We start from the raw sequence: 18,422 nt of genomic DNA, 5'->3' as shown, positions 1-18,422 counted from the left end.
GAACAAAACGAAAGCGCTCATTCATATATCCTTAGAAAGGAGGTGATCCAGCCGCACCTTCCGATACGGCTACCTTGTTACGACTTCACCCCAATCATCTGCCCCACCTTCGGCGGCTGGCTCCCGTAAGGGTTACCTCACCGACTTCGGGTGTTGCAAACTCTCGTGGTGTGACGGGCGGTGTGTACAAGGCCCGGGAACGTATTCACCGCGGCATGCTGATCCGCGATTACTAGCGATTCCGGCTTCATGCAGGCGAGTTGCAGCCTGCAATCCGAACTGAGAATGGTTTTTTGGGATTGGCTCCACCTCGCGGTTTCGCGACCCTTTGTACCATCCATTGTAGCACGTGTGTAGCCCAGGTCATAAGGGGCATGATGATTTGACGTCATCCCCACCTTCCTCCGGTTTGTCACCGGCAGTCACCTTAGAGTGCCCAACTGAATGCTGGCAACTAAGGTCAAGGGTTGCGCTCGTTGCGGGACTTAACCCAACATCTCACGACACGAGCTGACGACAACCATGCACCACCTGTCACTCCGTCCCCCGAAGGGGAACCCTCTATCTCTAGAGGTAGCGAAGGATGTCAAGACCTGGTAAGGTTCTTCGCGTTGCTTCGAATTAAACCACATGCTCCACCGCTTGTGCGGGCCCCCGTCAATTCCTTTGAGTTTCAGCCTTGCGGCCGTACTCCCCAGGCGGAGTGCTTAATGCGTTAGCTGCAGCACTAAAGGGTGGAAGCCCTCTAACACTTAGCACTCATCGTTTACGGCGTGGACTACCAGGGTATCTAATCCTGTTCGCTCCCCACGCTTTCGCGCCTCAGCGTCAGTTACAGACCAGAGAGCCGCCTTCGCCACTGGTGTTCCTCCACATCTCTACGCATTTCACCGCTACACGTGGAATTCCGCTCTCCTCTTCTGCACTCAAGTCTCCCAGTTTCCAATGACCCTCCACGGTTGAGCCGTGGGCTTTCACATCAGACTTAAGAGACCGCCTGCGCGCGCTTTACGCCCAATAATTCCGGACAACGCTTGCCACCTACGTATTACCGCGGCTGCTGGCACGTAGTTAGCCGTGGCTTTCTGGTCAGGTACCGTCAAGGTACCGCCCTGTTCGAACGGTACTTGTTCTTCCCTGACAACAGAGCTTTACGATCCGAAGACCTTCTTCGCTCACGCGGCGTTGCTCCGTCAGACTTTCGTCCATTGCGGAAGATTCCCTACTGCTGCCTCCCGTAGGAGTCTGGGCCGTGTCTCAGTCCCAGTGTGGCCGATCACCCTCTCAGGTCGGCTACGCATCGTCGCCTTGGTGAGCCGTTACCTCACCAACTAGCTAATGCGCCGCGGGCCCATCTGCAAGCGGCAGCTTGCGCCGCCTTTCAACCTTCCTTCATGCGAAGAAAGATGTTATCCGGTATTAGCCCCGGTTTCCCGGTGTTATCCCCGTCTTGCAGGCAGGTTGCCCACGTGTTACTCACCCGTCCGCCGCTAACTTTCAAAAAGCAAGCTTCTTGAAAGTCCGCTCGACTTGCATGTATTAGGCACGCCGCCAGCGTTCGTCCTGAGCCAGGATCAAACTCTCCAAAAAGAAATTTGATTTGGCTTGTTTCGATTGAAACATTGGTTTACGCTTCGTTTTGTTCAGTTTTCAAGGATCCATTTTCAATCAACTTTTTAAGTGTAGCTTAAAAACATAAAAATGTAAATAGCTTTTTTTAAAATTATTTGGTGGAGCCTAGCGGGATCGAACCACTGACCTCCTGCGTGCAAAGCAGGCGCTCTCCCAGCTGAGCTAAGGCCCCATTACTTTTATTTCAATCGGGAAGACAGGATTCGAACCTGCGACCCCATGGTCCCAAACCATGTGCTCTACCAAGCTGAGCTACTTCCCGTATGGCGCGCCCAAGAGGAGTCGAACCCCTAACCTTCTGATCCGTAGTCAGACGCTCTATCCAATTGAGCTATGGGCGCAAGCGAGTGCCGAGGGCCGGACTCGAACCGGCACGGTGGTCACCCACCGCAGGATTTTAAGTCCTGTGCGTCTGCCAATTCCGCCACCCCGGCATGATAATGGAGCGGAAGACGGGACTCGAACCCGCGACCCCCACCTTGGCAAGGTGGTGTTCTACCACTGAACTACTTCCGCATTTACATATGCGGGTGAAGGGAGTCGAACCCCCACGCCTTGTGGCGCCAGATCCTAAGTCTGGTGCGTCTGCCAATTCCGCCACACCCGCATAAAGTGAGCCATGGAGGATTCGAACCTCCGACCCTCTGATTAAAAGTCAGATGCTCTACCGACTGAGCTAATGGCTCATAATGGAATTATTTTGTTTTCTTTTCGTACTCATGAATATATTGGAAAATGAATAGAAAAATAATGGTGGAGGTTGACGGGATCGAACCGCCGACCCCTTGCTTGTAAGGCAAGTGCTCTCCCAGCTGAGCTAAACCTCCATCATCGCCTGGCAGCGTCCTACTCTCGCAAGGGGAATCCCCTCACTACCATCGGCGCTGAAGAGCTTAACTTCCGTGTTCGGTATGGGAACGGGTGTGACCTCTTCGCCATCGCCACCAGACGGTATGAAGTTGTCGGAACGATTGTTCCTTCAAAACTAGATAGAAGAAGCAGTTTCACCGATCTCGCTCTTTCATTTGGTTAAGTCCTCGATCGATTAGTATCCGTCAGCTCCACGTGTCACCACGCTTCCACCTCGGACCTATCTACCTGATCATCTTTCAGGGATCTTACTTTCCGAAGAAATGGGAAATCTCATCTTGAGGGGGGCTTCATGCTTAGATGCTTTCAGCACTTATCCCTTCCGCACATAGCTACCCAGCGATGCCTCTGGCGAGACAACTGGTACACCAGCGGTGCGTCCATCCCGGTCCTCTCGTACTAAGGACAGCTCCTCTCAAATTTCCTGCGCCCGCGACGGATAGGGACCGAACTGTCTCACGACGTTCTGAACCCAGCTCGCGTACCGCTTTAATGGGCGAACAGCCCAACCCTTGGGACCGACTACAGCCCCAGGATGCGATGAGCCGACATCGAGGTGCCAAACCTCCCCGTCGATGTGGACTCTTGGGGGAGATAAGCCTGTTATCCCCGGGGTAGCTTTTATCCGTTGAGCGATGGCCCTTCCATACGGAACCACCGGATCACTAAGCCCGACTTTCGTCCCTGCTCGACTTGTAGGTCTCGCAGTCAAGCTCCCTTCTGCCTTTGCACTCTGCGAATGATTTCCAACCATTCTGAGGGAACCTTTGGGCGCCTCCGTTACCTTTTAGGAGGCGACCGCCCCAGTCAAACTGCCCACCTGACACTGTCTCCCACCCCGATCAGGGGTGCGGGTTAGAATTTCAGTACAGCCAGGGTAGTATCCCACCGGCGCCTCCACACAAGCTGGCGCTCATGTCTCTCAGGCTCCTACCTATCCTGTACAAGCTGTACCAAAATTCAATATCAGGCTGCAGTAAAGCTCCACGGGGTCTTTCCGTCCTGTCGCGGGTAACCTGCATCTTCACAGGTACTATAATTTCACCGAGTCTCTCGTTGAGACAGTGCCCAGATCGTTACGCCTTTCGTGCGGGTCAGAACTTACCTGACAAGGAATTTCGCTACCTTAGGACCGTTATAGTTACGGCCGCCGTTTACTGGGGCTTCGGTTCGCACCTTCAAGCAAAGCTTTAAGCGCTCCCCTTAACCTTCCAGCACCGGGCAGGCGTCAGCCCCTATACTTCGCCTTACGGCTTCGCAGAGACCTGTGTTTTTGCTAAACAGTCGCCTGGGCCTATTCACTGCGGCTTCTCGGGGCTATGCACCCCAAAAAGCACCCCTTCTCCCGAAGTTACGGGGTCATTTTGCCGAGTTCCTTAACGAGAGTTCTCTCGCACACCTTAGGATTCTCTCCTCGCCTACCTGTGTCGGTTTGCGGTACGGGCACCTTTTTCCTCGCTAGAGGCTTTTCTTGGCAGTGTGGAATCAGGAACTTCGGTACTATATTTCCCTCGCCGTCACAGCTTGAGGTGAATGGCAACGGGATTTGCCTCGCTGCCCCTCTCACTGCTTGGACGCACATCCAACAGTGCGCTTACCCTATCCTCCTGCGTCCCCCCATCGCTCAAACGGAAAAGAGGTGGTACAGGAATATCAACCTGTTGTCCATCGCCTACGCCTGTCGGCCTCGGCTTAGGTCCCGACTAACCCTGAGAGGACGAGCCTTCCTCAGGAAACCTTAGGCATTCGGTGGAAGGGATTCTCACCCTTCTTTCGCTACTCATACCGGCATTCTCACTTCTAAGCGCTCCACCAGTCCTTCCGGTCTGGCTTCTCTGCCCTTAGAACGCTCTCCTACCGCGGACACCCGAAGGTGTCCACCCGCAGCTTCGGTGATACGTTTAGCCCCGGTACATTTTCGGCGCAGAATCACTCGACCAGTGAGCTATTACGCACTCTTTGAATGGTGGCTGCTTCTAAGCCAACATCCTGGTTGTCTAAGCAATTCCACATCCTTTTCCACTTAACGTATACTTTGGGACCTTAGCTGGCGGTCTGGGCTGTTTCCCTTTTGACCACGGATCTTATCACTCGCAGTCTGACTCCCAAGGATAAGTCACTGGCATTCGGAGTTTGTCTGAATTCGGTAACCCGATGAGGGCCCCTAGTCCAAACAGTGCTCTACCTCCAAGACTCTTCCCTTGAGGCTAGCCCTAAAGCTATTTCGGAGAGAACCAGCTATCTCCAAGTTCGATTGGAATTTCACCCCTACCCACACCTCATCCCCGCACTTTTCAACGTGCGTGGGTTCGGGCCTCCAGTAAGTGTTACCTCACCTTCACCCTGGACATGGGTAGATCACCTGGTTTCGGGTCTGCGACCCCATACTCATGCGCCCTGTTCAGACTCGCTTTCGCTGCGGCTCCGTCTTTCCGACTTAACCTCGCATGAGATCGCAACTCGCCGGTTCATTCTACAAAAGGCACGCCATCACCCATAAACGGGCTCTGACTACTTGTAGGCACACGGTTTCAGGTTCTCTTTCACTCCCCTCCCGGGGTGCTTTTCACCTTTCCCTCACGGTACTGGTTCACTATCGGTCACTAGGGAGTATTTAGCCTTGGGAGATGGTCCTCCCAGCTTCCGACGGGATTCCTCGTGTCCCGCCGTACTCAGGATCCACCAGGGAGGGAACGAAGTTTCGACTACAGGGTTGTTACCTTCTCTGACGGGCCTTTCCAGACCTCTTCGTCTACCTCGTTCCTTTGTGACTCCACCATTGGTGTCCTACAACCCCAGAAGGCAAGCCTTCTGGTTTGGGCTGTTCCCGTTTCGCTCGCCGCTACTCAGGGAATCGCTGTTGCTTTCTCTTCCTCCGGGTACTTAGATGTTTCAGTTCCCCGGGTTGCCTTCCTTACCCTATGGATTCAGGCAAGGATGCTGCCCCATTACGGGCAGCGGGTTTCCCCATTCGGAAATCTCCGGATCAACGCTTACGTACAGCTCCCCGGAGCTTTTCGGAGTTAGTCCCGTCCTTCATCGGCTCCTAGTGCCAAGGCATCCACCGTGCGCCCTTTCTAACTTAACCATGTTGGTTTTATCCTAGATGGCGATACTCGGTTTATGCTGCTTCTTTCTTCTATCTAGTTTTCAAGGAACAACTTGGAAGGATGAAATCCTTCAAAACTGAACAAAACAAAAGCGTACAATTGATATCCTTAGAAAGGAGGTGATCCAGCCGCACCTTCCGATACGGCTACCTTGTTACGACTTCACCCCAATCATCTGCCCCACCTTCGGCGGCTGGCTCCCGTAAGGGTTACCTCACCGACTTCGGGTGTTGCAAACTCTCGTGGTGTGACGGGCGGTGTGTACAAGGCCCGGGAACGTATTCACCGCGGCATGCTGATCCGCGATTACTAGCGATTCCGGCTTCATGCAGGCGAGTTGCAGCCTGCAATCCGAACTGAGAATGGTTTTTTGGGATTGGCTCCACCTCGCGGTTTCGCGACCCTTTGTACCATCCATTGTAGCACGTGTGTAGCCCAGGTCATAAGGGGCATGATGATTTGACGTCATCCCCACCTTCCTCCGGTTTGTCACCGGCAGTCACCTTAGAGTGCCCAACTGAATGCTGGCAACTAAGGTCAAGGGTTGCGCTCGTTGCGGGACTTAACCCAACATCTCACGACACGAGCTGACGACAACCATGCACCACCTGTCACTCCGTCCCCCGAAGGGGAACCCTCTATCTCTAGAGGTAGCGAAGGATGTCAAGACCTGGTAAGGTTCTTCGCGTTGCTTCGAATTAAACCACATGCTCCACCGCTTGTGCGGGCCCCCGTCAATTCCTTTGAGTTTCAGCCTTGCGGCCGTACTCCCCAGGCGGAGTGCTTAATGCGTTAGCTGCAGCACTAAAGGGTGGAAGCCCTCTAACACTTAGCACTCATCGTTTACGGCGTGGACTACCAGGGTATCTAATCCTGTTCGCTCCCCACGCTTTCGCGCCTCAGCGTCAGTTACAGACCAGAGAGCCGCCTTCGCCACTGGTGTTCCTCCACATCTCTACGCATTTCACCGCTACACGTGGAATTCCGCTCTCCTCTTCTGCACTCAAGTCTCCCAGTTTCCAATGACCCTCCACGGTTGAGCCGTGGGCTTTCACATCAGACTTAAGAGACCGCCTGCGCGCGCTTTACGCCCAATAATTCCGGACAACGCTTGCCACCTACGTATTACCGCGGCTGCTGGCACGTAGTTAGCCGTGGCTTTCTGGTCAGGTACCGTCAAGGTACCGCCCTGTTCGAACGGTACTTGTTCTTCCCTGACAACAGAGCTTTACGATCCGAAGACCTTCTTCGCTCACGCGGCGTTGCTCCGTCAGACTTTCGTCCATTGCGGAAGATTCCCTACTGCTGCCTCCCGTAGGAGTCTGGGCCGTGTCTCAGTCCCAGTGTGGCCGATCACCCTCTCAGGTCGGCTACGCATCGTCGCCTTGGTGAGCCGTTACCTCACCAACTAGCTAATGCGCCGCGGGCCCATCTGCAAGCGGCAGCTTGCGCCGCCTTTCAACCTTCCTTCATGCGAAGAAAGATGTTATCCGGTATTAGCCCCGGTTTCCCGGTGTTATCCCCGTCTTGCAGGCAGGTTGCCCACGTGTTACTCACCCGTCCGCCGCTAACTTTCAAAAAGCAAGCTTCTTGAAAGTCCGCTCGACTTGCATGTATTAGGCACGCCGCCAGCGTTCGTCCTGAGCCAGGATCAAACTCTCCAAAAAGAAATTTGACTTGGCTTGTTTCTATCGAAACATTGGTTTACGCTTCGTTTTGTTCAGTTTTCAAGGATCCATTCTGTTCGCAAATCAGCGACTTTTATATATTATCACTCTTCTCACACAACGTCAATACTTTTTTTGAAAGATCTTTGATCGTGCGTGATTTAACAGCGACAACGGAAATAAATATATCACCTGTCCAGAAAATGCGCAAGTATTTTTTTAATAAAAAACGGCTGCTGAAACTACTGTATGCAACAGTTTCAGCAGCCACAGTCTCTCCTAATCTCTTTGACGCATTAATGGGAAAAGCAGCACATCCCGAATGGACGGTGAGTTGGTTAACAACATAACCAAGCGGTCAACACCGATTCCCAAACCGCCTGTAGGTGGCATTCCGTATTCCAGAGCTTCCACAAAATCTTCATCCATCATATGAGCTTCATCATTGCCTTGTTCGCGTTCTTTTAACTGAGCTTCAAAACGCTGACGCTGATCAATCGGGTCATTTAATTCCGTAAATGCATTGGCGTGTTCGCGGCCAACAATAAACAACTCAAAGCGATCCGTAAATCTTGGATCTTTTTCGTTTTTCTTAGCCAAAGGAGAAATTTCCACAGGATGGCCATAAACAAAAGTAGGTTGAATGAGTTTGTCTTCCACTCGTTGTTCAAAAAATTCATTAACAATATGACCGAATTTCATATTATCTGTTATCTCAATATTATGTTCTTTCGCCAACGCACGAGCCTCTTCATCGCTCATTTGTTTCCAGAAGTCAACGCCTGTATATTCTTTAATAGCATCGACCATGTGCAGACGTCTCCACTCAGGGGTAAGATCAACCGTATGTTCCCCATACTGAATAACTTGAGTTCCCAGCACTTCTTGCGCTATATGAGAGATTAAATTTTCTGTAAGCTTCATGATATCCGTATAATCAGCATAAGCTTCATATAACTCTATCATGGTGAACTCGGGGTTATGACGAGTTGAAATTCCTTCGTTTCTAAAAACTCGTCCAATTTCATATACCTTTTCTAACCCTCCGACAATCAGACGCTTTAAATGAAGCTCAATGGCAATGCGCATATACAAAGGCATGTCCAAAGCGTTATGATGAGTAATAAACGGACGGGCTGCTGCTCCTCCGGCAATCGCATGCATCATAGGCGTTTCTACTTCAAGGTAGCCGTGAGCATCCAAATACCGACGCATCGATTGAATGATTAAGCTTCTTGTAATAAACGTTTGTTTGCTTTCAGGATTGACGATTAAATCTAAGTAGCGCTGGCGATAGCGTTGTTCGACATCTTTTAAACCGTGGAATTTATCAGGGAGCGGGCGAAGAGATTTGGTTAACAGTTCAAATTGGTCCACTTTGATCGATAATTCACCGACTTTTGTTTTAAAAACAGTACCTGTAACGCCAACGATGTCTCCTAAATCTGCTGTTTTAAACAAATCGTATTCGCTGTCTCCAACATTATCTTTGCGTACATAAATTTGAATTTGGCCGGTCAAATCCTGTATATGAGCAAAACCTGCTTTCCCTTTGCCGCGTTTTGTCATAATTCTTCCAGCCACCGCTACTTTTACGTTTTTATTCTCTAATTCTTCATTTTCAAGAGCTTCATATTCAGATCTTATTTCTTGAGATAGATGCGTGCGCTCGAAGCGTTTGCCGAACGGATCGATTCCTTTACTGCGAAGAGATTCTAATTTTTCTCTTCTTACAGCAAATTGATCATGTGTATCTTCATGACTCATTTTTTTCACTCCTACATCTGATATTTATTTATTGATGGGCCGCACGTTTATACATTTACGATTGTGCATGTTCTTCATATATAGACATCCCTATTATTTTATAATTTATTTGTCCCAAATAGCAATGTTTATGGAAAACTTCCTTACAAAAAAACTGCCAATAAGTTGGCAGTTTCTATTCATCCTGCTTGAACAGATTGTTTTTCTTCTAGTTCTTCCACAAAAGAAGTCAGCAGATTGACAAGTTCATCTCGAGTCGTGCAGGCATTAATCGCATTTCTGACTTTGGCGTTTCCGCGAATTCCTTTTAAATACCATGACGCGTGTTTTCTCATTTCTCTAACAGCAATTTCTTCATTTTTCAAAGCAATCAAACGATCCAAGTGAAGAATGCAGACATCGATCTTTTCTCTCGGGGTAGGTTCACCAATTAACTCTCCAGTTTCGAGATATTTAACGGTCCGATAAATCATCCAAGGATTTCCAAGTGCGGCTCTCCCTATCATGACGCCATCGCAGCCTACTTCTTCAAGCATTCTTTTTGCATCCTGCGGCGTACTGACATCGCCGTTACCGATGACAGGAATGCTTACAGCTTGTTTTACTTCACGGATAATGTCCCAGTTTGATGTGCCTTCGTACATTTGAGCTCTTGTTCTTCCATGAACGGCAACCGCTTGTCCGCCTGCGCGTTCTACTGCTTGCGCATTTTCCACTGCATAGATATGTTCCTCATCCCAGCCTATTCTCATTTTAACGGTCACCGGTTTTTCCACTGCGTCAACAACAGCAGCTACCATTTCATAAATTTTATTGGGGTCAAGCAACCATTTTGCCCCAGCATCGCATTTTGTAATTTTAGGCACTGGGCATCCCATATTGATATCAATAATATCGGCGTTCGTATTTTTATCAACGAACTTGGCCGCTTCTACGAGAGATTCTTTTTCTCCGCCGAAAATCTGCAAACTGAGCGGTTTTTCGCGTTCATCGATATAGAGCATGTTCATTGTTTTTTCGTTTTTAAAAATAATTCCCTTGTCACTCACCATTTCCGCATAAACAAGCCCTGCGCCAAACTCTTTTACTGTCAATCGAAAAGCCGAGTTGCAAACGCCAGCCATCGGCGCAAGAACCACCGGGTTTTTCATTTCGATATTTCCTATTTTAAGCATATGCTCTATCCCCTTTTACGTTTATTTAGTCGGAAGGGTTAAGCTCTTCCATTGAAATTTGCAGGCATTCAGCCACTTGCCTTAAAAATTCTTCTGTCGGCAAGCGGTTTCCCCTTTCAATCTCTCCTAAAACCGAAACCGAAATTCCTAATTCATTCGCCAATCCCTCTTGAGTATATCCCTTTAGCTTTCGAAAAGCGCGTATACGTCTTCCCCATTTATCTGTTTCCATAACCGTACCCCTTCTTTGTTTGGAATTTGTTCTAATATGTCAATTAAAGGTTTATCTATTGTCGGGATCTTTAAAAAAGGATCGATTTCTAAAATCGGAATAAGTACAAACAACCTTTCGTGCATTCGTGGGTGCGGTATGATCAAACGATCTGTTTTCCTATTTTCATTATTATAAAGCAAAATGTCAAGATCGATCGTTCTTGGCCCCCATTTTGTTTCTCTTACTCTCCCTAGCGACTTTTCAATTTCCAGGCAAGTTTCCAGCAATTCTTCGGCATCAAGCGATGTTTTTATTTTAACTGCCATATTTAAAAACTTCCCTTGATCAGTATATCCGACCGGATCCGTTTCATAAACGGAAGAAATAGCCAGAACGTTTATCTTCGGATGACAAGCCAATGCCTGAATGGCATGTTTCAAATAATTCATCCGATCGCCGAGATTTGAACCAAGCGATAAATATGCAATATTATTCATGATTTTCCCTGCCTCTAGTAATCTCTACCGCTACATAATTGTAATGGCCCGGGATGGGAGGATTGGGTTTCACCACCTTAATGGTGCATTCATTTACAATCGGAAACTTTTCTAATATTTGTCTAGCGATTGTCTCCGCAGCCGTTTCCACCAATCGAAAAGTTTGTTTCTCCATGATTTCTTTACAAACCATGTAAACTTCCGCATAATTGACTGATTGAGTTAAATCGTCTGTTTCTCCTGCTTTTTTTAAAGATAACCGTAATTCTGCGTCCACTTCGAACCGTTGTCCTAGTCGGTTTTCTTCGGGATAGACCCCGTGATAGGCGTAAAATCCCATCCCTTTTAAGATCACTTTATCCAATCCTCTCACCTTTTCCCATTAGTGCATCCATCATTTTCACCATTCGGCTGATCGGTTTCACATCGTGTACACGTACGATATGACATCCTTTTTGCATGCCAAATAAACAAGTTGCGCCTGTCCCTTCCATCCTTTCTTCTACCGGAAGGTCCAGCACATGCCCAATTACTCTTTTTCTAGAAGTAGCTAAAAGTACAGGATAGCCAAGAGCCACAATTTTATCGAGATTTTGCATCAACAGCATATCTTGATCTCTATCTTTCGCAAAACCAATACCCGGATCCAAAATGATTTTTTCGTCGGGAACACCCGCTTTTTTCGCTATCTCAATACTTTCATATAAATCAAACAAAACATCTCTTACAAAATTTTCATAATCCATATTAGGGCGGTTATGCATCAAAATGATCGGCACTTTTTTTTCCGCTGCCACATCCGCAATTTCCGGGTCTTGTTTGGCTCCCCAAACATCATTAATTATATGGGCACCTGCTTCAATCGCTTCCGCTGCCGTCCTCGCCTTAAAGGTGTCAATGGAAATAGGCGCATCTACTCGCTTGGATACTTCTTGAATGACCGGAATCACCCTTCGCAATTCTTCCTCTATCGAAACAGGCTTATGGCCGGGACGTGTAGATTCTCCTCCTACATCGATAATCCCTGCTCCATCTTGTACCATCTCGATAGCATGAGATACTGCATCCTCCACCGAATAAAACTTGCCGCCATCCGAAAAAGAATCAGGGGTTACATTTAAAATCCCCATAATATACGTTTTTTTATCAAAATCGAACCGAAAGCGCCCCGCAAGCACTTTCATATGAATCATCCCCTTAGCACGTTAGAACTTCTCTTTTGGACTTATTGTAGCATAATTTTTGAAAAAACGATGGCAAATCAGATGCAAGCCGCGCGGGTGTTTTTATAAACCAAAAACAGCCCGTAATCAACGAAAAACTATTCATTGCTACTATTCATGTAAAGTTGTGGAAATCGATTCCGGAAGGTTTTTTGAGGGAAAATGATAGACTAATGCCCCGCGTTGTTATTCCTACGAGCTTAAGGGGGGTTGATGGATGCAAGGAAATACAGGGATAAAAAAAGCAAGCCATTTCGGCTTGCTTTTTCAAAGCTTAGTCTTCAAATTGATAAAGCGGTGTGCTTAAGTAGCGTTCCCCATTGTCTGGAACAATCGCCAAAACTTTTTTGCCTTTTCCTAACTTTTTGGCGACTTGAAGAGCCGCATAAATGGCAGCGCCAGCGGAAATGCCTCCGAGCACTCCTTCATTCAGTGAAGCTTTTCTTGCAGAATCGAATGCTTGTTCAGTAGTTACCGTAATCACTTCGTCATAAACATCGGTATCTAAAACTTTAGGAACGAAGCCTGCCCCAATTCCTTGAATTTTATGTGGACCAGGTTGTCCTCCGGATAAAACCGGGGAATCTGCTGGTTCTACTGCATAAATTTTAATATTCGGATATTTTTCTTTCAGCACTTGGCCCGTTCCCGTAATGGTTCCGCCTGTACCGATACCAGCCACAAATGCGTCCAGTTGTTCATCACCGAACTGTTCTACAATTTCTTTACCGGTCGTTTGACGATGAATTTCCGGGTTAGCAAGGTTTTCGAATTGTTGAAGCAACAGATAGCCATTTTCTTTAGCGAGCTCTTCTGCTTTTTTGATGGCGCCTTTCATTCCTTCGGGACCTGGAGTAAGAACAAGTTGAGCTCCATATGCTTTCAGAAGGTTGCGACGTTCTAAACTCATCGTTTCCGGCATAACAAAAATCGCAGGATAGCCTTTCGCCGCAGCTACCATAGCAAGTCCGATCCCGGTGTTTCCGCTTGTAGGCTCAATGATCGTTCCGCCAGGTTGAAGTTTTCCTGATTTTTCAGCCGCTTCGATCATGGCCAATGCAATACGATCTTTTACGCTGCTGCCCGGATTGAAATACTCTAATTTTAAATAAACATCAGCTGAATCGGCATCGACAATTCTGTTCAGCTTTACAATCGGCGTATTCCCGATCAATTCTGTAATGGAATTCGCAATTTTTGCCACTTCGATCACCTCAAAACCGAGTAATTTTATTGGTATTATCGTAGATAATTTACCAATAAATTATCAAAATGTCAATTGATAATGTCTGAAATTTATAATAAAACAAAAAAATCTTTGGATTTAAACGGAAAATATATTATTTTAAAAAAATATGATTTAATAGAGAATTCTATCTTAAGTATCCAAAAAAGGAACAACAGCCCTATTATCAAAACGGGCGGGAAAATTTCCCGCCCAATAGATGGTCTTTATTTTGCCTCTTGCAGCATGGCTTCCAATTCGTCTTTAGTAAATACATACTTCGCATTGCAAAAATGACATTGCGCTTCCGCTTGGCCATCTTCATCGATCATGTCTTGAATTTCCTCTTTTCCAAGCCCAATAATGGCAGTCGCAAAACGTTCCTTAGAACAATTGCACTTAAATTGAACAGGTATTTTATCCAGTATTTTTACTTGGTCTTTCCCAAGAATTTCAAATAAAATTTCTTCCGGAGTTAATCCATTCTGAATGAGCTTTGAAATGGGCGGAATCGTTTTGAGTCGTTCTTCTATCCTGTCAATCGTATCATCATCGGTGCCAGGCATCAATTGAATAATAAATCCTCCGGCAGCCAGAATCGAATTGTCAGGATTCACCAAGACTCCCACACCGACAGAAGAAGGGATTTGTTCAGAGGAAGCAAAATAATAAGTAAAATCTTCACCAAGTTCACCGGATACAATCGGAACTTGTCCGGAAAAATTTTCTCTTAATCCAAGATCTTTCACGACTGTAAGTGTTCCTGAGGTCCCAACAGAACGGCGGACATCAAGTTTTCCATGTTCATTTAAATCGAAATGGGTTTGAGGATTGGTGACATAGCCGCGGACATTTCCGTTCGCGTCGCTGTCTACTAAAATAATCCCGATAGGGCCTCCGCCATCCACTTTAATGGTCACTTTGGCGTTTCCTTTCATCATGGAACCCATCATGACCCCGGCTGTCATAGTACGCCCTAATGCTGCAGATGCTGTAGGCCATGTGTAATGTCTTCTTTGTGCTTCTCCGACTGTGTTGGTTGTGTTGGCAGCATAAGCACGGACCTTGCCATCAAAAGCAAGGGCTTTTATTAAATAATCACTCATATGTTTCTCCTTTCCTATTCCATGTTTCGCTTATAAATGAGTCTCAAGCCTTTCAACGTCAAAAACGGATCAACGTGATCGATGGTTTCCGACTCATTGGCAATAAGCGAGGCCAATCCCCCGGTGGCAATCACTTTCGGCTCAATTTTGCTATATGCTTTCATTCGACTGACAATGCCGTCAACCTGTCCTACAAACCCATAAAAAATCCCGGACTGCATGGCTGCAACCGTACTTTTTCCAATGATATGGTCGGGTGCCGCAATTTCTATCCGGGGCAGTTTTGATGCCCTAGTATATAAAGCTTCCGTGGAAATACCAATGCCCGGGGCAATAGCTCCTCCCATATACTGTTCCTTCTCATTGATATAACAATAAGTAGTTGCCGTACCAAAATCGACGATAATTAACGGACTTCCGTATTCGTGTATCCCGGCAACCGCATTCACAATTCGATCCGCTCCTACTTCACGCGGATTGTCGTATTTAATATCCAGCCCCGTTTTAATTCCTGGACCTACAATCAGCGGGTTCACATGAAAATACTTTTGACACATTCTCTCTAAGGAAAACATAATAGGAGGGACTACCGATGAAATGATAATACCATGAATATCTTCAAAGCGAATCCCCACATGCTCAAAAAGAGATTTCACCAACATGCCGTATTCATCTTCCGTTTTACTCCGGTTCGTTTCGATTCGCCAATGGAATTTTAATTCGTCCTTTTCATATACCCCTAATACTGTATTAGTATTTCCTACATCCAATACAAAAATCAACCCACTCACCACACATATTAATCTTAAAAATTCCTGTCAACATCATATCACAGAATATCCGATTTTCGTAAAGATTGGCTCTTGCAGAAAAGTTTCCGAACATACCCGTTGATACTAGCCGTAAACTAAACGAAAAATCCAACTTGTTGAAATCCATGTTCATCTACTGCAGAGACGTATCCATATTCGTTCATCGCAAACATCCAACTCAAAAAAGTCGTTAAAAATCCATTCTGCTCTTTTCCCATCTGTATTCATGAAACAAGTTTGCCGCGAAAGTTTATCTGCTTCATTTCAAAAATAGCCTCCCGGATATCAAAGCTGTTCCATCTTTGATATCCGGGAGGCTTTATATCATTGTCGTCTTACTTTATGCCCAAAAATGCTTCCAAGCAAGCTTGCTTTTCTCTTGAAGGAGTCGATCTTAAACTGTTTTGTCCCCATCGTTCCCTGAATTTGGGGGATTTTTATCAGAATTGGAATCCGATTCACTCTGATCTGTTGAATCACTCTGATACGATTCTTCCGTCGGCGGCTCTTCTTTTTTCTGAATATTTACCTTTACATTATCATTGTTTGTTGCCTTTTTGTCAGTTGAAGCGGAGCGGTCCGGTAAAGTGCCGTGATCCACTAAATGCTTAATTTGGGCCGCATCCAACGTTTCTACTTCCAACAATGTTGTGGCAATCAATTTCACTTTATCTTGATTTTCAGTCAGAATCTTTTTAGCGCGCTCATAACACTCTTTAATAATACGCTGAATTTCAAGATCAATTTCGTAAGCGATTGCATCCGAATAATTTTGCTCACTGTTTAAATCCCGTCCAAGGAACACTTGGCCTTGAGATTGTCCGAACTGAAGCGGACCCAATTTATCGCTCATTCCAAATTCGGTTACCATTCTGCGAGCGATACTTGTAGCGCGTTGGAAATCATTATGAGCACCAGTCGACACTTCTCCGAAGGTAAGCTCTTCCGATACACGACCCCCAAGCAATCCTGTGATCTTATCCAGCAATTCTGGTTTTGTCATAAAATAACGATCTTCTTTCGGAAGCATAACCGCATATCCACCAGCTTGACCGCGCGGGACAATCGTTACTTTATGAACCATTTCCGCATCATCCAGTACTAGTCCAATCACTGTGTGCCCTGCCTCGTGGAAAGCCACAATTCTTCGTTCTTTTTCTGAAATCACTTTACTGCGTTTGGCCGGTCCGGCAATGACACGATCTGTTGCCTCATCAATATCGGACATATCTATTTTTTTCTTGTTTGCACGGGCCGCAACAAGCGCCGCTTCGTTTAACAAGTTTTCCAAATCTGCTCCAGAAAAACCGGGAGTTCTTTGCGCAATCGCCTTTAAATCTACAGAATCATCTAAAGGTTTATTGCGGGCGTGAACTCGAAGAACTGCTTCTCTTCCATTTACATCAGGACGATCTACTGTGATTTGACGGTCGAAACGTCCCGGACGCAACAATGCTGGGTCGAGAATATCCGGACGGTTTGTTGCTGCAATGATGATAATCCCCTCATTTGCACTAAATCCATCCATTTCAACAAGCAATTGGTTTAACGTTTGTTCTCTTTCGTCATGTCCGCCACCAAGACCTGCACCGCGTTGACGGCCAACTGCATCAATTTCATCTATAAAAATAATACAGGGGGCATTCTTTTTGGCTGTCTCAAATAAATCCCGGACACGAGAAGCACCAACCCCAACAAACATTTCTACAAAATCGGAACCGCTAATGGAGAAAAACGGGACTCCCGCTTCGCCTGCTACAGCTCGAGCAAGCAGAGTTTTCCCTGTCCCAGGAGGTCCGACTAAAAGCACACCTTTCGGAATACGAGCTCCTAATTCGGAAAATTTACGCGGATCTTTCAGGAATTCAACAATTTCAACCAGCTCCTGCTTTTCCTCATCAGCTCCAGCTACATCCCGAAAGCGTACTTTTTTCTTCTCGTCATTATACAACCGGGCTTTGCTTTTTCCGAAGTTCATGACACGACTTCCGCCGCCCTGCGCTTGGTTTAATAAGAAGAAAAATAGTATAAAGATAATCAAAAATGGAATAATTGTAGTAAAAAAGGAGACCCAACCGCTAGTTTCCTTAGCAGGCAGCACTTCCACTCTGGCGTTCTTCGCAGCATTGTCGATGCGGTTAAGAAGAGTGTCGCTGTTCATGACATACGTTTGAAAATAATTGCCATCATCACCTTTTAATTGACCGCGAACTTCGTAAACGCCTCGCTCAGGCTGCATGGAAAAAGACTTTACATCATTATTTTCCAAGTGAGATATAAACTCGTTATACGTTATATTTTTAGTTGGCTGGTTGTTGTTATTAAAATAACCGACAACGCCAATAATCACTAAAAAGACTAGCAAGTAAAATATGGTATAGCGAAAAATGCGATTCATCCCTTACCTCCTCCCACCATCAAGAAAACTATATACAATAGTATCATATTGAATCTTAGTGTTACAAACAATAATCATCCCTTGAATTCGTTTTTTCATTCGCGCAACCCACTTTACCTATTTGCTTTCATTATTCCTATAAACTTCAGGTTTTAAAACCCCGATGAAAGGTAAATTCCGGTATTTTTCAGCATAATCCAAACCGTAACCAACCACAAATTCATCCGGAACGATGAAGCCAACATAATCCGCTTCAATATTCGCCTTGCGTCCTGTCGGTTTATCCAGAAGGGTTACGATCTTGATCGAATTTGCTTTACGGTAACGGAAAAGCTCGACTAAATAGCTTAAAGTCAATCCGCTGTCGATGATATCTTCAACGATTAGTATGTCCCGCCCCTCGACAGAAGTATCAAGGTCCTTCACAATTTTCACTTCTCCGGATGAAACGGTGGAATTGCCATAGCTGGAAACATCCATAAAATCCATTTCCAAATAGGCGTCCACCCGTTTCAACAAATCCGCCATAAACGGCATGGCTCCTTTCAAAACGCCGATCACAAGCGGAAACTTGTCCTTGTATTCTTCTGTCAAATAGCCAGCCAATTCTTTAATTTTTTCTTGGATCTCTTCTTCTGTGATTAAAATTTTTTCAATATCCTGATTCAGCACTTTGTTTGCCCCCCAGATGATGTTTGCTTAATATAACTGTAGTTGAGCAATTTT

Annotated in this window: 12 protein-coding genes, 8 tRNA genes and 4 rRNA genes; all 24 read right to left on the bottom strand. The window is 46.3% G+C overall.

All coding sequences use genetic code 11. From position 1 onward, the window contains the following. Positions 1-35: 35 nt before the first annotated feature. Positions 36-1,590, bottom strand: a 16S ribosomal RNA gene (locus N1I87_RS00515). Between the two features lie 138 nt (positions 1,591-1,728). Then, positions 1,729-1,804: transfer RNA gene (locus tag N1I87_RS00510), tRNA-Ala, on the bottom strand. Between the two features lie 16 nt (positions 1,805-1,820). Then, a tRNA-Pro gene (locus tag N1I87_RS00505) sits at positions 1,821-1,894 on the bottom strand. Between the two features lie 2 nt (positions 1,895-1,896). Next, a tRNA-Arg gene (locus N1I87_RS00500) sits at positions 1,897-1,973 on the bottom strand. A gap of 7 nt (positions 1,974-1,980) precedes the next feature. Further along, positions 1,981-2,066: transfer RNA gene (locus tag N1I87_RS00495), tRNA-Leu, on the bottom strand. Between the two features lie 7 nt (positions 2,067-2,073). Beyond that, a tRNA-Gly gene (locus tag N1I87_RS00490) sits at positions 2,074-2,148 on the bottom strand. 9 nt (positions 2,149-2,157) lie between these two features. Further along, positions 2,158-2,239: transfer RNA gene (locus N1I87_RS00485), tRNA-Leu, on the bottom strand. 6 nt (positions 2,240-2,245) lie between these two features. Beyond that, a tRNA-Lys gene (locus N1I87_RS00480) sits at positions 2,246-2,318 on the bottom strand. A gap of 65 nt (positions 2,319-2,383) precedes the next feature. Next, positions 2,384-2,459 (bottom strand) — tRNA-Val (locus tag N1I87_RS00475). Between the two features lie 6 nt (positions 2,460-2,465). Beyond that, positions 2,466-2,581, bottom strand: a 5S ribosomal RNA gene (rrf, locus tag N1I87_RS00470). 76 nt (positions 2,582-2,657) lie between these two features. Further along, positions 2,658-5,590, bottom strand: a 23S ribosomal RNA gene (locus tag N1I87_RS00465). Between the two features lie 134 nt (positions 5,591-5,724). After that, positions 5,725-7,279: ribosomal RNA gene (locus N1I87_RS00460) — 16S ribosomal RNA — on the bottom strand. The 16S, 23S and 5S rRNA genes sit together here with 8 tRNA genes alongside, the layout of an rRNA operon. Before the next feature lie 94 nt (positions 7,280-7,373). Then, positions 7,374-7,550 carry a hypothetical protein gene (locus tag N1I87_RS00455; protein WP_341100196.1) on the bottom strand — a complete coding sequence of 59 codons (177 nt, stop codon included), beginning with the start codon at positions 7,548-7,550 and terminating at the stop codon, positions 7,374-7,376. 8 nt (positions 7,551-7,558) lie between these two features. After that, complete coding sequence (gene lysS, locus N1I87_RS00450; RefSeq protein WP_341100193.1) at positions 7,559-9,046, bottom strand: lysine--tRNA ligase; 1,488 nt, start codon at positions 9,044-9,046, stop codon at positions 7,559-7,561. 179 nt (positions 9,047-9,225) lie between these two features. Then, a complete protein-coding gene (gene dusB / locus N1I87_RS00445) occupies positions 9,226-10,221 on the bottom strand; it encodes a tRNA dihydrouridine synthase DusB (protein WP_270584646.1) in 996 nt (331 codons plus the stop codon). A 25-nt stretch (positions 10,222-10,246) separates the two neighbouring features. Beyond that, positions 10,247-10,453, bottom strand: a complete 207-nt coding sequence (locus N1I87_RS00440) for a helix-turn-helix domain-containing protein (RefSeq protein ID WP_048622354.1) — start codon at positions 10,451-10,453, stop codon at positions 10,247-10,249. Further along, positions 10,405-10,932: a 2-amino-4-hydroxy-6-hydroxymethyldihydropteridine diphosphokinase gene (gene folK, locus N1I87_RS00435; protein WP_003352283.1), complete on the bottom strand. Its 528-nt coding sequence runs from the start codon at positions 10,930-10,932 to the stop codon at positions 10,405-10,407. The genes N1I87_RS00440 and folK overlap by 49 nt, the downstream gene beginning before the upstream one ends. Then, positions 10,925-11,296 (bottom strand): dihydroneopterin aldolase, encoded by a 372-nt coding sequence (folB, locus tag N1I87_RS00430; RefSeq protein WP_040340789.1) that lies wholly within the window; start codon positions 11,294-11,296, stop codon positions 10,925-10,927. The genes folK and folB overlap by 8 nt, the downstream gene beginning before the upstream one ends. Continuing rightward, positions 11,289-12,116 carry a dihydropteroate synthase gene (folP, locus tag N1I87_RS00425; protein ID WP_341100192.1) on the bottom strand — a complete coding sequence of 276 codons (828 nt, stop codon included), beginning with the start codon at positions 12,114-12,116 and terminating at the stop codon, positions 11,289-11,291. The genes folB and folP overlap by 8 nt, the downstream gene beginning before the upstream one ends. Before the next feature lie 313 nt (positions 12,117-12,429). Next, positions 12,430-13,359 (bottom strand): cysteine synthase A, encoded by a 930-nt coding sequence (cysK, locus tag N1I87_RS00420; RefSeq protein ID WP_341100190.1) that lies wholly within the window; start codon positions 13,357-13,359, stop codon positions 12,430-12,432. A gap of 248 nt (positions 13,360-13,607) precedes the next feature. Next, on the bottom strand, positions 13,608-14,486 hold the full coding sequence (gene hslO, locus N1I87_RS00415; RefSeq protein WP_341100187.1) for an Hsp33 family molecular chaperone HslO: 879 nt from the start codon (positions 14,484-14,486) through the stop codon (positions 13,608-13,610). A gap of 14 nt (positions 14,487-14,500) precedes the next feature. Beyond that, positions 14,501-15,268, bottom strand: coding sequence for a type III pantothenate kinase (locus N1I87_RS00410; RefSeq protein ID WP_040340791.1), 768 nt, complete (start codon positions 15,266-15,268; stop codon positions 14,501-14,503). Between the two features lie 424 nt (positions 15,269-15,692). Next, on the bottom strand, positions 15,693-17,696 hold the full coding sequence (gene ftsH, locus N1I87_RS00405; protein ID WP_341100186.1) for an ATP-dependent zinc metalloprotease FtsH: 2,004 nt from the start codon (positions 17,694-17,696) through the stop codon (positions 15,693-15,695). 117 nt (positions 17,697-17,813) lie between these two features. Next, positions 17,814-18,368 (bottom strand): hypoxanthine phosphoribosyltransferase, encoded by a 555-nt coding sequence (gene hpt, locus N1I87_RS00400; protein WP_048622347.1) that lies wholly within the window; start codon positions 18,366-18,368, stop codon positions 17,814-17,816. Positions 18,369-18,422 lie beyond the last annotated feature (54 nt).

It is taken from the genome of Bacillus sp. FSL W8-0102 (assembly GCF_038007225.1).
Taxonomy (GTDB): domain Bacteria; phylum Bacillota; class Bacilli; order Bacillales; family DSM-4216; genus Bacillus_O; species Bacillus_O smithii.
The sequence above is the reverse complement of the archived record's forward strand: the minus strand, read 5'-3'. Positions and strand labels throughout refer to the sequence as shown.

What these genes read in the sequence shown, in the direction of transcription:
- dusB (WP_270584646.1), bottom strand. Translation starts at nt 10,221, where the DNA reads ATGCTTAAAATAGGAAATATCGAAATGAAAAACCCGGTGGTTCTTGCG.
- lysS (WP_341100193.1), bottom strand. Translation starts at nt 9,046, where the DNA reads ATGAGTCATGAAGATACACATGATCAATTTGCTGTAAGAAGAGAAAAA.
- N1I87_RS00440 (WP_048622354.1), bottom strand. Translation starts at nt 10,453, where the DNA reads ATGGAAACAGATAAATGGGGAAGACGTATACGCGCTTTTCGAAAGCTA.
- folK (WP_003352283.1), bottom strand. Translation starts at nt 10,932, where the DNA reads ATGAATAATATTGCATATTTATCGCTTGGTTCAAATCTCGGCGATCGG.
- hslO (WP_341100187.1), bottom strand. Translation starts at nt 14,486, where the DNA reads ATGAGTGATTATTTAATAAAAGCCCTTGCTTTTGATGGCAAGGTCCGT.
- folP (WP_341100192.1), bottom strand. Translation starts at nt 12,116, where the DNA reads ATGAAAGTGCTTGCGGGGCGCTTTCGGTTCGATTTTGATAAAAAAACG.
- ftsH (WP_341100186.1), bottom strand. Translation starts at nt 17,696, where the DNA reads ATGAATCGCATTTTTCGCTATACCATATTTTACTTGCTAGTCTTTTTA.